The organism is Streptomyces sp. NPDC026246, assembly GCF_055567995.1.
On record NZ_JBVHPJ010000015.1, the window covers coordinates 1 to 13,163 of the forward strand.

10 protein-coding genes and 1 pseudogene are annotated in these 13,163 nt (G+C 72.4%); 8 read left to right on the forward strand and 3 right to left on the reverse strand.

Annotated features, from left to right (window positions below; translation table 11 throughout):
• Positions 1-930, forward strand: a pseudogene (locus tag ACZ4M5_RS29665) (2-oxoacid:acceptor oxidoreductase subunit alpha); the annotation flags it as partial.
• Positions 920-1,945 (forward strand): 2-oxoacid:ferredoxin oxidoreductase subunit beta, encoded by a 1,026-nt coding sequence (locus ACZ4M5_RS29670; protein ID WP_467741272.1) that lies wholly within the window; start codon positions 920-922, stop codon positions 1,943-1,945. The pseudogene ACZ4M5_RS29665 and the gene ACZ4M5_RS29670, both read left to right, overlap by 11 nt.
• A gap of 78 nt (positions 1,946-2,023) precedes the next feature.
• Here the strand turns inward: ACZ4M5_RS29670 and ACZ4M5_RS29675 are convergent, their stop codons facing one another.
• The 3 genes from ACZ4M5_RS29675 to ACZ4M5_RS29685 all read right to left on the reverse strand — a co-directional run bounded on the left by ACZ4M5_RS29675 (position 2,024) and on the right by ACZ4M5_RS29685 (position 5,717).
• Positions 2,024-4,288, reverse strand: a complete 2,265-nt coding sequence (locus tag ACZ4M5_RS29675; RefSeq protein WP_467741274.1) for an MMPL family transporter — start codon at positions 4,286-4,288, stop codon at positions 2,024-2,026.
• Between the two features lie 210 nt (positions 4,289-4,498).
• Positions 4,499-5,005 (reverse strand): GtrA family protein, encoded by a 507-nt coding sequence (locus tag ACZ4M5_RS29680; protein WP_467741278.1) that lies wholly within the window; start codon positions 5,003-5,005, stop codon positions 4,499-4,501.
• A gap of 40 nt (positions 5,006-5,045) precedes the next feature.
• On the reverse strand, positions 5,046-5,717 hold the full coding sequence (locus ACZ4M5_RS29685; RefSeq protein WP_467741280.1) for a DUF4097 family beta strand repeat-containing protein: 672 nt from the start codon (positions 5,715-5,717) through the stop codon (positions 5,046-5,048).
• 351 nt (positions 5,718-6,068) lie between these two features.
• Here ACZ4M5_RS29685 and ACZ4M5_RS29690 point away from each other — a divergent pair, with 351 nt between their 5' ends.
• The 6 genes from ACZ4M5_RS29690 to ACZ4M5_RS29715 all read left to right on the forward strand — a co-directional run bounded on the left by ACZ4M5_RS29690 (position 6,069) and on the right by ACZ4M5_RS29715 (position 13,042).
• Positions 6,069-7,457 carry an MFS transporter gene (locus ACZ4M5_RS29690; protein ID WP_467741282.1) on the forward strand — a complete coding sequence of 463 codons (1,389 nt, stop codon included), beginning with the start codon at positions 6,069-6,071 and terminating at the stop codon, positions 7,455-7,457.
• Between the two features lie 207 nt (positions 7,458-7,664).
• Positions 7,665-8,408 carry a GbsR/MarR family transcriptional regulator gene (locus ACZ4M5_RS29695; RefSeq protein ID WP_467741284.1) on the forward strand — a complete coding sequence of 248 codons (744 nt, stop codon included), beginning with the start codon at positions 7,665-7,667 and terminating at the stop codon, positions 8,406-8,408.
• Positions 8,409-8,552: 144 nt separating this feature from the next.
• Positions 8,553-9,818: a beta-ketoacyl-[acyl-carrier-protein] synthase family protein gene (locus ACZ4M5_RS29700; protein WP_467741286.1), complete on the forward strand. Its 1,266-nt coding sequence runs from the start codon at positions 8,553-8,555 to the stop codon at positions 9,816-9,818.
• Positions 9,815-11,059 carry a ketosynthase chain-length factor gene (locus ACZ4M5_RS29705; protein ID WP_467741288.1) on the forward strand — a complete coding sequence of 415 codons (1,245 nt, stop codon included), beginning with the start codon at positions 9,815-9,817 and terminating at the stop codon, positions 11,057-11,059. Before ACZ4M5_RS29700 ends, ACZ4M5_RS29705 begins: the two co-directional genes overlap by 4 nt.
• Before the next feature lie 70 nt (positions 11,060-11,129).
• Positions 11,130-11,399 (forward strand): acyl carrier protein, encoded by a 270-nt coding sequence (locus ACZ4M5_RS29710; protein WP_440581664.1) that lies wholly within the window; start codon positions 11,130-11,132, stop codon positions 11,397-11,399.
• 11 nt (positions 11,400-11,410) lie between these two features.
• Positions 11,411-13,042 carry an FAD-binding oxidoreductase gene (locus ACZ4M5_RS29715; protein ID WP_467741290.1) on the forward strand — a complete coding sequence of 544 codons (1,632 nt, stop codon included), beginning with the start codon at positions 11,411-11,413 and terminating at the stop codon, positions 13,040-13,042.
• The last annotated feature ends 121 nt before the right edge of the window (positions 13,043-13,163 follow it).

Genomic DNA, 13,163 nt, shown 5'->3' on the forward strand with positions numbered 1-13,163 from the left:
ACGACGACGAGCGGTCCCGGTGTGGCGCTCAAGAGCGAGACGATCGGGCTGGCGGTGTCGCTGGAGTTGCCGTTGCTGATCGTGGACATCCAGCGTGGTGGGCCCTCGACGGGGTTGCCGACGAAGACCGAGCAGGCGGATCTGCTGCAGGCGATGTTCGGGCGCAACGGTGAGGCGCCGGTGCCGGTGGTGGCGCCGCGTACCCCGGCGGACTGCTTCGACGCGGCGCTGGAGGCGGCGCGGATCGCGCTGACGTACCGGACGCCGGTGTTCTTGCTGTCCGACGGGTATCTGGCCAACGGCTCCGAGCCGTGGCGGATCCCGGATCTGGAGGAACTGCCGGATCTGCGGGTGCAGTTCGCGCAGGGCCCGAACCACACGCTGGACGACGGCTCGCGGGTGTTCTGGCCGTACAAGCGGGACCCGCGGACGCTGGCGCGGCCGTGGGCGGTGCCGGGCACGCCGGGGCTGGAGCACCGTATCGGCGGCATCGAGAAGCAGGACGGCACGGGCAACATCTCCTACGACCCGGCCAACCACGAGTTCATGGTCCGCACCCGCCAGGCCAAGATCGACGGGATCGACGTCCCCGACGTCGAGGTCGACGACCCGGACGGCGCCCGCACCCTGGTGCTGGGCTGGGGCTCCACGTACGGGCCGATCACCGCGGCCGTCCGCCGCCTGCGTGCCGACGGGGAGCCGATCGCGCAGGCGCACCTGCGCCACCTCAACCCCTTCCCGCGCAACCTCGGTGAGGTCCTGGCCCGCTACGAGCGCGTTGTCGTCCCCGAGATGAACCTCGGCCAGCTGGCGCTGCTGCTGCGCGCCAGGTACCTGGTCGACGTCCATTCCCACCACCAGGTCAACGGCATGCCGTTCAAGGCGCAGCAGCTCGCCGACGCACTGCGGGGGTTCCTTCATGAAGGCTGAACTGAAGCTGTCCGCGAAGGACTTCAAGTCCGATCAGGAAGTGCGCTGGTGCCCGGGCTGCGGCGACTACGCCATCCTCGCCGCGGTGCAGGGCTTCATGCCCGAGCTGGGCCTGGCGAAGGAGAACATCGTCTTCGTCTCGGGCATCGGCTGCTCCTCGCGCTTCCCGTACTACATGAACACCTACGGGATGCACTCCATCCACGGCCGCGCCCCGGCCATCGCCACCGGCCTGGCAAGCTCCCGCCGGGACCTGTCGGTATGGGTCGTCACCGGTGACGGGGACGCGCTGTCCATCGGCGGCAACCACCTGATCCACGCCCTGCGGCGCAACGTCAACCTCAAGATCCTGCTGTTCAACAACCGCATCTACGGCCTGACCAAGGGCCAGTACTCGCCCACCTCCGAGGTCGGCAAGATCACCAAATCGACGCCGATGGGCTCGCTGGACGCCCCGTTCAACCCGGTGTCGCTGGCCATCGGCGCGGAGGCGTCGTTCGTGGCCCGCACCGTCGACTCCGACCGCAAGCACCTCACCGAGGTGCTGCGCCAGGCCGCCGCGCACGAGGGCACCGCCCTGATCGAGATCTACCAGAACTGCAACATCTTCAACGACGGCGCCTTCGACGCCCTGAAGGACAAGCAGCAGGCCGAGGAGGCCGTGATCCGCCTGGAGCACGGGCAGCCGATCCGCTTCGGCGCCGGCCAGGCCAAGGGCGTGGTGCGCGACCAGCTGACCGGGGATCTGAAGGTGGTCGCGGTGACGCCGGACAACGAGGGCCAGGTCCTCGTCCACGACGCGCACGCCCCCTCCCCGACCACGGCCTTCGCGCTGTCCCGGCTGGCCGACCCTGACACCCTGCACCACACCCCGATCGGTGTGTTCCGCTCGGTCGACCGGCCCGTCTACGACACGCAGATGACCGACCAGCTGGACACCGCGATCGAGCAGCACGGCAAGGGCGATCTGGCGGCCCTGCTGGCGGGCGGCGACACCTGGACCGTCGTCGGCTGACCCCGGCGGCCGACGCGAAGCGGCCCGGTGCGACCTGGTCGAGGTCGCACCGGGCCGCTTCCACGGGCCCGAGGTGGGTCAGTGCACGAGGTCCGGCTCGGCTTCCGGGCTGCCCCGCGGCGAGGGCGGTGTGGCGGACTGCAGGCGCTGCTGCAGCTTCTCGCCCTCCACGTCGACGTCGGGCAGCAGCCGGTCGAGCCAGCGCGGCAGCCACCAGGCGGCGTCCCCGAGCAGTGAGTGCACGGCGGGCACGATGACCATGCGGACCACGAAGGCGTCGAACAGGACGGCCGCGGCGAGGCCGAAGCCCATCATGGCGACCAGGTCGTCGGCCTCGAAGATGAAGCCCGAGAAGACGCTGATCATGATGATCGCGGCGGCCACGACCACCCGTCCGCTGTGCCGGAAGCCCGTGACCACCGCGGCCTCGGCCGAGGCGCCGTGCACGTAGGCCTCTCGCATCCGGGTCACCAGGAAGACCTCGTAGTCCATGGCGAGGCCGAAGACCACGCCGATCATGAAGATCGGCAGGGTGGTCATGATCGGGCCGGTCTGCTCGACGCCGAAGAAGCCGGAGGCCCAGCCGAGCTGGAACACCGCGACCAGAGCGCCGAGCGCCGCGCTCACGGAGAGCAGGAAGCCGAGTGCCGCCTTCAGCGGGACCAGCACCGAGCGGAACACCAGCAGCAGCAGGAGGAAGGCCAGCCCGACCACCAGGCCCAGGTAGGGCAGCAGCGCGTCGGACAGGGTCCGGGAGAAGTCGATGACCAGCGCGGTCTGGCCGGTCACGAGGATCTCCGTGGCACCCGAGGAAGCCTCAAGCTCCGACGCCCGCGCGCGGATGTCCTTGACGAGGTCCTCGGTGGCGCTGTCGGTCGGGCCGGTCTTCGGGACGATGCTGAAGATGGCGGTGTCGCCGGCCTTGTTGGCGGTGGCCGGGGACACCGAGGCGATGCCGCCGTCCTTCTTCAGCTCCGCGCCGACCTTGTCGCCGGCGGCCGCCGCGTCCTTGCCCTCGACCGTGACCGTCAGCGGGCCGTTGAACCCGGGACCGAACGAGTCGGACAGCAGGTCGTAGGCCTTGCGCTGGGTGGCCTCGGTCGCCATCGTGCCCTCGCCGGGCAGGCCCAGTTCCAGCTTGGTGGCGGGCAGGGCGACCGCGCCGAGGCCGACCACCGCGAGGAGCAGCACCCCGAGCGGGCGGCGCACCACGAAGGAGGCCCAGCGGGTCGACAGGGCGGGCTTGGTCCGCGCGGCCAGCTTGGCGGCCTTCTTCTCGGACTTGCGCAGCTTGCGCGCCGACAGCGGCTTCTTGACCTGCACGAGGCGCCGGTCGGCGACCCGCAGGACCCGGCGGGGCGCGAAGCCGAGCAGGGCCGGTACGAAGGTGACCGCGATCAGTACGGCCACGGCGACGGTGCCCGCCGCGGCGAGAGCCATCTTGGTGAGGATCGGGATGCCGACGACCGCGAGGCCGCCCAGCGCGATGATGACGGTGAGTCCGGCGAAGACGACGGCCGAACCTGCGGTGCCGGTGGCGATGCCCGCGGCCTCCTGCGGCGTGCGGCCCTCGGCGACCTCGGAGCGGTAGCGGGAGACGATGAAGAGGGCGTAGTCGATGCCGACCGCGAGGCCGATCATCATCGCCAGGGTCGAGGTCGTGGCCGACAGGCCCAGCGTGGAGCCCAGGGCGGCGATGCCGGAGACGCCGACGCCCACGCCGATCAGGGCGGTCAGCAGCGGCATGCCGGCGGCGATCACCGAACCGAAGGTCAGGAACAGCACGAGGGCGGAGATGAGGACACCGGCCTGTTCACCGGTGCCGGAGACGCTCTGCTCGATCGGGACGGCGTCACCGCCGGCCTCCACGGTCAGTCCGCCGTCGCGTGCCCGGTCGGTGGCCTCGGTGAGCGCGTCGTGGGCCTTGTCGGTGAGGTCGGGCGCGGCGACCTCGTAGGAGACGACCGCGTACGCGGTGCGACCGTCCCGGCTGACGGTCCCGGCGGCGAACGGGTCGGCGACGCGCGCCACTTGGGGAGCCTCACGGAGTTCACCGAGGAGCTTGCCGATCGCCGGCTTCTCGTCGGCGATCGTCGTGCCCTCGGGTGCCCGGATCACCACACGGGCGGTGGCGCCGTCGGCGCCCGCGTCGGGGAACTTCTCCTCGAGCAGGTCGAACGCCTTCTGCGACTCGGTGCCCGGCATCGAGAACTGTTCGGTCGGCGGGGTGGGTGCGGAGGAGGCCGCGGCGCCGACGCCGACGACGATCAGCACCCACAACAGGGTCATGAGGCCACGTCGCCGGAAGGCGAAACGGCCGAGTTTGTACAGGAAGGTAGCCACGGGTAACCGCACTTCCGTCGAGTGAAGGGGGAGGAGGATCCGGATGGGGCCACCGCCCTGGTCCGGGGCGGTGGCTCCGACACGCACACACGGTGACCCCGCGCGCGGGCGAAGGGCCGGGTTCTGTGGCGGTACGGCAGTGATGCTGGAGCCGTCGTCGAGCGGGCGAGCCGGTCCCGGCCGACGGCCGTGCCCGGTGCGCCCGTTCGGTCAGGCCGCCGTGGCCAGGGCGGGCACGCCCGCCGTGGCCTTGGGTGTCAGGGGCCGTACGGCCGGGCCGCGGCGGACGGCGAAGACGCAGCAGCGCAGGACGAGGAAGCGGCCGGTACCGGCGAGACCGGAGGCTCCCAGGTAGACGAGCTGCTCGGTCAGCAGGCCGGGGGAGGGCTGCAGCAGGTGCAGGAGCCCCACGGCGAGGGTGGTGGCCAGGTAGGCCGCCGTCGCGGAACCGGCGGACTGCCAGTGCTCGCGCCACACGGCGCGCCGGCCCTTGGCGAAGGTGAAGCGGGCGTGCAGTTCGGTGCACACCAGAGTGGACGCGACGGTGACCGCCGCGTTCGCGGCCACCCAGGGCATGACCGTCGCCAGCAGCGGCACGGCGAGCCCGGCGAGGAGCCCGACGCCACCGCCGAGGAGGACGAACCGGAGGAAGGAGACGAGGGGGCCCGGGCGGGTCCCGTCCGCCACGGCGGGCGGTTGTGCGAGCGGCTGCTTCATGGCGGCGTCCTTCCTCTGCGGGCGGCTGCTGAGAGCGCCGTTACAGGCTGCGGGCGGTGATGTCGCCGTAGGAGGTGGTGGCGTGGACGGCCAGCTCGGCGGCGGAACCGGCGGTGTTGACGAGGGAGTTGTCGACCCGGCCGTAGCCGGTGCCGGCGTCGAGCGTGGCGGAGGTGCCGCGGGCGGCGCCGACGGTGATCGACCCCTGCTCGGTGCGCAGGGTGAGCGTGCCGCGCACGGCCTCCTTGACGGTCAGTCCGCCCTTGCGGGTGGTGAGTTCGGCGGTGCCGTCCAGCCGGCCCACCGTGATGTCGCCGGCCTGGAGCGCCAGGCGTGCGGTCGCCGTCTCGTCGAGGTCGACGGTGCCCTGAGCGCCCTCGAAGACGACGTCACCGAGACGTCCGGTACCGCGGAGTTCACCGTCGGCCACCTTCGCCTCGATGCGGGAGCCGGCCGGCAGTTCGACGGTCACCTCCAGGGAGCCGGAGGCGCCGGTGAGCGGGTTCGTCTCGGTGCGCGTCTCGATGCGCAGCACGCCGTCGGCGAACGCCACCTCGGTCTGCTCCGCCGCCTTGGCGTCCCGGCTCCTGGTGGAGTCCGAGGGGCGGACCTCGACGGTGGTGTCGACCCGGTCGGTGGCCGCGAGCCGGATGCGTCCCGCGGGGACGTCCAGGACGACGGTCACGGGGGAGGGAGTCTTGAACGTCTGCATCTCGGGCTCCTTGCTCGCTGTTTCCGACAGTAGAAACGCTACGTTGCATTCAGAGATTCGACAACTGTGATGTTGCATGGAAACGTTGTAATTCCTGCTCACAGGCTCGAAATCGTTGCAACGGTACGGAAGATAATGCAACAACACTCCCTCTCCCGCGTTGCAATGAATGCAAGTGAACGGTGCGTGGTGGCGCGCTGCGCCCACTGCCGTTGTAGCGCGCCCGGACGCCTGATCGGTGCGCGCCGGGCGGTCCTCGACCGGCTTTCGAGCAGGGCTGGACGGGTCCTCCGCCGGCCGTGGGGAGGGTGGGCGGCGACCGCCACACGTCCGTCCCCGAGGAGGCCGCTCATGACCGTGCAGGTGCCGGAACCGGCGGTGGCGCCCGGGGCGCCCGTCCCGCGGGGCCGCGGCCGGGCCCGGGGGGCCGTCGCCCTCGGCGTGATCGCCGGCTGCAACGCGATGATCCAGCTCGACGACCCGATCGTGAACATCGCGCTGCCCGGTCTGCGCGAGGCGCTCGGGCTGTCCGCCGTGAGCGCGGCCTGGGTGATCAACGCCTATCTGCTCACCTTCGGCGGTCTGTTGCTGCTCGGTGGCCGGGCGGGCGACATCCTGGGCCGCCGCAAGGTCTTCATGGCGGGCGTCGCCCTCTTCACGGCGGCCGCGGCGCTGCGCGGCTCCGCTCAGTCCGCGGAGTTCCTGATCGCCGTACGGGCGGTGCAGGGCGCGGGCGCGGCGCTCGCCGCACCGAGCGGACTCGCCCTGCTGCTCAGTACGTTCACCGAGGGACAGGCCCGCAAGCAGGCGATCGCGGTGTGCACCACCGTGGGCGCCGTCAGCACCGCCGGCGGGCTGCTCCTCGCCGGCATGCTCACCTCGCTCAGCTCGTGGCGCTGGGTGCTCTACCTCGACGTCCCCCTGGGCCTGGCGATCGTGCTGCTCGCGCCGTTCGTGCTCGACGAGACACCCCGCCATCGCGGCCGCTTCGACCTGCCCGGCGCCCTGCTGTCCGCGCTCGGCGCCGCCCTGCTGGTCTTCGGGCTGGCCCAGGCCGCCGAGCGGGACTGGAGCGACCCGGTGGTCGCCGGGTGCGTCCTGGGTGGCGTCCTGACGCTCACGGTCTTCGCGGGCGTCGAGCGGCGGGCGCAGCAACCCGTCGTGGCGCCGCGGCTGTTCGCCGACCGTGACCGTCTGCTCGCCTACCTCGGCACGCTCGCCGTGCCCGGCGCCCTCATCGGCACGTACTTCTTCCTCAACCAGTACTTCCAGCAGCAGCACGGCTGGTCGGCCCTGGCCGCCGCCGGGGCGCTGCTGCCCCTGCCGGTGACCATGGCCGTGACCGCGGTGGCCGCCGTCCGCCTCGAACGGCGCATCGGCCTCCGCCGGTTGTGGGCCACGGGCGCCGTGCTGCTGATGGCCGGGAACCTGTGGCTCTCCGCGCTCTCGGCCGGCGACGGCTACACCCGGGCGGTGCTGCCGGCCCTGGTGCTGCTCGGTGCGGGCATGGCGTGCTGCGTCCTGCCGCCGACCGTCCTGGCCACCTCGGGGCTGCGCGGCGACGAGGCGGGCTCGGCCGCCGGCGTCCTGAACTCCCTGCAGTCCGTGGGCGGCTCCATCGGCCTGGCCACGCTCGTCATGGTCTCCTCGCGCACCGGCGGCATGCCGGGCGGTTTCACCACCGGGGCGGCCTTCGCGGGCTGCGCCCTCCTGGCGGCGCTGCTCCTGCGGCGCCGCTGAACACGAGCCGGGCCTCTTCTTTCGGGCGGTGCGAACGCTACGTTGCATTCAGCACATCGGCAAGATGCGCGGACCGAACGAGCAGGTTGGAGGGGCCACCTGTCGGCGCCTTCTGTTGCATCACGCAACAGGATCGCTCCCTTGTCGTTGCAATGATCGCGGGCTGAACGCTATGCTGCCCCTTCACGCACGGCGAAGGAGACCGCGATGCCGGGAGGCAGGCTCACCCAGCAGGAACGCCAGCAGATCGCGCTGGGACTGGCCGACGGCCTTCCCTACGCGGAGATCGCCCGGCGCCTGGACCGGCCCACCTCGACGATCACGCGCGAGGTGATGCGCAACGGCGGCCCCACCGCCTACCGCGCCGACCTCGCCCACCTCGCCACCGAACGCCGTGCCCACCGCCGCCGGCAGGCCGCCCCCCGGGGCGGGCAGCGCACACCCGAGCCCCACGGGCGCGATGCCGAGGCGGTACGCGCCTACGAGGAGACCCTGACCACCGTCTTCATGGCGTCGGGCATGCCCAAGATGATGTCCAGGGTGCTGGTCTGCCTCTACACCACCGACGAGGGCAGCCTCACCGCCGCCGAACTCGTCCAGCGCCTCCAGGTCAGCCCGGCCTCCATCTCCAAGGCCATCACGTTCCTCGAGAGCCAGGGCCTGGTCCGGCGGGAGCGCGACGAACGCCGCCGCGAACGCTACGTCGTGGGCGACGACGTCTGGTACCAGGCGATGATCGCCAGCGCCCGCTCCCTCACCCAGGTCGTCGAGGTCTCCCGGCAGGGCATCGGCGTCCTCGGCCCCGGTACCCCGGCCGCCAAACGCCTGGAGAACGTCGCCCGTTTTCTCGACTTCGTCCAGGAGAGCACCATCCGCGCCGCCGAGCAGGCGCGCGAGGTCCTCCACACCCGCTCGGAAGCGGCCCAGGACGACACCCCCGCGCGGTCCTGACCGCACCCGCGGCGACGGCTTGCACGGTGTGGTGAGCCGGCCCCTCTGTTGGCTTGTTCAAGCCATTCTCCAGGTCCATCGGTGACGCTCGGACGGTAGCCGAGGTGGTCGTGACACCTGGAGGACAACTGTGAGGGACAGCCGATGAAACGGGTCGTGATCACCGGTATCGGAGTGGTCGCCCCGGGCGGGGTCGGTACCAAGGAGTTCTGGTCGGTGCTCACCGCGGGCCGTACGGCGACCCGGGGCATCACCCTGTTCGATCCGGCCCAGTTCCGCTCCCGCATCGCCGCCGAGGTGGACTTCGTCCCCGAGGCGCACGGACTGGCCGCGGCCGAGACCACGAGACTCGACCGGGCCGCGCAGTTCGCGGTGGTGAGCGCCCGGGAGGCGCTGGCTGACAGCGGGCTGGCCGGAGGGCTCGACCCGCTGCGGACCGGCGTCACGCTCGGCAGCGCCGTCGGCTGCACCACCGGGCTGGACGTCGAGTACGCGGCGGTCAGCGAGAACGGCGCGCACTGGCTCGTCGACCACACCCGGGCCGTCAGCCACCTCTTCGACTACTTCGTGCCCAGCTCCCTGGCCGCCGAGGTCGCCCACACGGTCGGCGCCCAGGGCCCGGTGTCCCTGGTCTCGACGGGCTGCACCTCGGGCCTGGACTCCATCGGGCACGCGGTGGAGCTCATCCGCGAGGGCAGCGCCGACGTCATGGTCACCGGCGCCACCGAGGCGCCCATCTCGCCCATCACCGTCGCCTGCTTCGACGCCATCAAGGCCACCAGCCCCCGCAACGACGAGCCCGAAACGGCGTCCAGGCCCTTCGACCGCACGCGCAACGGGTTCGTGCTCGGCGAGGGCTCGGCGGTCCTGGTCGTCGAGGAACTGGAGCACGCCCGACGGCGCGGCGCGCACGTGTACGCCGAGATCGCCGGCTTCGCCAGCCGCAGCAACGCCTACCACATGACCGGTCTGCGCCCGGACGGGAAGGAGATGGCGGAGGCCATCACCGCCGCTCTGGACGAGGCCCGGCTCACCCCCGGCGACATCGACTACATCAACGCCCACGGATCCGGCACCAAGCAGAACGACCGGCACGAGACGGCAGCGTTCAAACGCAGCCTGGGGGCCCGCGCCCACGAGGTGCCCGTCAGCTCCATCAAGTCGATGATCGGGCACTCGCTCGGCGCCATCGGCTCCCTGGAGGTGGCGGCCAGCGCCCTGGCCATCGAGCACGACACCGTGCCGCCCACGGCCAACCTCCACGAACCCGACCCCGCCTGCGACCTGGACTACACCCCGCTCGTCGCCCGTGAGCAGGTGACCGACGCGGTCCTCACGGTGGGCAGCGGCTTCGGCGGGTTCCAGAGCGCCATGGTCCTCACCCGTCCACACCTGGGAGCGAGCGCATGACGACCGGTATCTCTCCCACGACGGTCCGGACCGGCGTCGCCGTGGTCACCGGGATCGGCGTCGCCGCCCCCAACGGGCTCGGCGCCGAGGCTTGGTGGGCCGCGGTGCTGCGCGGTGAGAGCGGCATCCGGCGCCTCACCCGGTTCGACGCCTCCGGATACCCGGCGCGTCTGGCGGGCGAGGTGCCCGGGTTCGTCGCCGAGGACCGTGTACCGAGCCGTCTGCTGGCCCAGACCGACCAGGTGACCCGGCTGTCGCTGGTGGCCGCGGAAGAGGCCCTGCGCGACGCCGGCGTCGACCCGGCCGAGCTGCCCGAGTACGCCGCCGGCGTGGTCACCGCCAGTTCGGCGGGCGGCTTCGAGTTCGGCCAGCGCGAACTGCAGGCGCTGTGGAGCAAGGGCGGCCAGCACGTCAGCGCGTACCAGTCCTTCGCCTGGTTCTACGCGGTCAACACCGGCCAGATCTCCATCCGGCACGGACTGCGCGGCGCGAGCGGCGTCCTGGTGACCGAGCAGGCCGGCGGGCTCGACGCCGTCGGGCAGGCCCGCCGTCAGCTCCGCAAGGGCTCCTCCCTCGTGGTCACCGGCGCGGTCGACTCCGCGTTGTGCCCGTGGGGCTGGACCGCACACCTCGCCGAGGGACGCGTCAGCCTCAGCGACGACCCCGGCCGGGCCTTCCTGCCGTTCTCCGCCGACGCCGACGGATACGTCCCCGGTGAAGGGGGCGCCCTGCTGGTGCTGGAGGACGCGGAGGCCGCGCGGGCCCGCGACGCCCGGGTCTACGGGAAGGTCGCGGGGTACGCCTCCACCTTCGACCCGGCCCCGGCCGCCGGGGGCGGATCACGGCTCGGCGCCGCCGCCGAACTCGCCCTGGCGGACGCCGGGGTGCGGCCCGACCAGGTCGACGTGGTCTTCGCCGACGCCGCCGGTGAACGGGCGGCCGACCGTGCCGAGGCGGAGGTGCTCGCCGACCTGTTCGGGGAGCGCGGCGTGCCGGTGACCGCGCCCAAGAGCATGACGGGCCGCCTCGCCGCCGGAGGGTCCTCGCTGGACCTGGCCGCGGCCCTGTTCTCGGTGCGGGACCAGGTGATCCCCGCCACCGTCGGCACCGTGCGCCCCGCGGACGACTGCCCCCTGGACCTGGTGACCGGTGCGCCGCGCCGGAACGTCGAGGTGCGCACGGCGCTGGTGCTGGCACGCGGGCGGGGCGGCTTCAACTCCGCCGCCGTGGTCCGCGCCTGAGCACGCACCCGGGCCGTCACGCCGTGACGATCCCCGGCCCCCGCAGAGAAGTCCGTACCGAAGGAAGAGGTTGACCGTGAAGCAGCTGCAACTCACCGACCTGACCACCCTGTTGCGCGAGTGCGCCGGCCAGGACGAAGGCGTGGACCTGGACGGGGACATCCTGGACGTCCCGTTCGTCGAACTCGGCTACGACTCCCTGGCGGTCCTGCAGACCACCGGGCGCATCGAGCGGGACTTCGATCTGATCCTGGACGAGGACGCCATCGACGAGGCCGAGACGCCGCGTGCCTACCTGGAACTGATCAACCGGGCGCTGTCCGAGCGCGCCGCCGTCTGAGCGGGGGAGTGATGACTGCTCCGAACCGCCGGCTCTTCGTCACCGGGACCATCGCCGCCGCGGCGACCGCCGGTGCCGCCGGCAACTCCGCCGCCGCGAACGCGGCGGCGCCCGAGGCCGCGGCGACCGGACCGAACGCCGTCGTGGTCGACCCGTCGGACCCGCGCTACGAGGACCTCGCCGTGCGCGGCAGCAACAAGCGGTTCTCCACCCGCCCGGAAGCCTTCCACCTGGCGACCACCACGGACCAGGTGGTGCGGGCCGTGCAGCGGGCCGTACGGGACGGCAAGCACGTCGCGGTGCGCAGCGGCGGGCACTGCTACGAGAACTTCGTGGGCGACCCGTCCGTGCGCCAGGTCATCGACCTCGCCGGGATGGACACCGTGCGCTGGGACGCGGCGCGTTCGGCGTTCGAGGTGGGGGCCGGTGCCCGGCTCGCGGACGTCTACCGGACCCTGTACTACGGGTGGGGCGTGACGATCCCGGGCGGCGCCAGCGCGACCGTCGCCGCCGGCGGCCATGTGCAGGGCGGCGGCTACGGTGCCCTTTCCCGGCGCCACGGCATCTCGAGCGACCACCTCCAGGCGGTCGAGGTCGTGGTCGTGGACGCCTCCGGGCGGGCCCGTGCGGTCATCGCCACGCGTGACGCCCGCGATCCCCACCGGGAGCTGTGGTGGGCCCACACCGGTGCGGGCGGCGGCAACTTCGGTGTCGTCACGCGCTACTGGTTCCGCTCCCCGTCCGCCCGGGGCGGCGACCCGGCCACGGCGCTGCCGCGCCCTCCGGGCAGTGTGCTGGCCGCCAGCGTGATGTTCCCGCGCGAGGGCATGACCAAGAGCTCGTTCCGCGCCCTGGTCGGCAACCACGGCCGCTGGCACGAGCGCAACAGCGGCCCGCGCTCGCCGTACACCGGGCTGTTCAGCGGCCTGGTGCTGCTGGGCCGTCAGGCGCAGGACGACCAGGGCCTGAGCGCCATCGCCTTCACCCACCTGGACGCGACCCTGCCCCATGCGGAGCAGCTGCTGAAGGACCACGTCGACGCCCTCGGCGCCGGGGTGGGGGTCGAGGCGTACACCGCGCCGACGGAGACCCTGCCGTGGCTGTCGTCGGTCGAGGCGCTGGCCACGGCCCAGGACGCGGAGACCGGTCGCCAGAAGATCAAGTCGTCGTATCTGCGGCGGTCGTTCACCGACGAGCAGATCGACGTCCTGTACGACGTCCTGGGCAGCACCGAGCACACCAACGAGACCAGCTCGGTGTCGATCCAGTCGTACGGCGGGAAGGTCAACACCGTCCACCCGGCGGCGACGGCGTCCGCGCAGCGCGACTCGGTGATGAAGGCGCTGTTCATGAACACCTGGCAGGACCCGGAGCACGACGCGGCGAACGTGGACTGGCTGCGCCGCCTGTACGCGGGTGTCTACCGGGACACCGGCGGTGTGCCGGCGCCGGGGGAGCGCAGCGACGGCTGTTTCATCAACTTCCCCGACATCGACATGGCCGACCCGAAGTGGAACACCTCCGGGGTGCCCTGGCACACGCTGTACTACGGCGCCAACTACCGGCGGCTGCAGGCGGTCAAGGCCGTGTGGGACCCGAGGAACGTCTTCCACCACCCGCTGTCGGTGAGGGCGGCGCGCTGAGGCCGCGGCGCACAGGCGAGCGGGGGGGCCCCCCGGGCCGGGGGGGCCCCCCCCCCCCGGGGGCGGGGGCGCCACACACCCCGGGGGGGGGGGCGGGGGGGGGGCTAACCCCGCGCCGCAG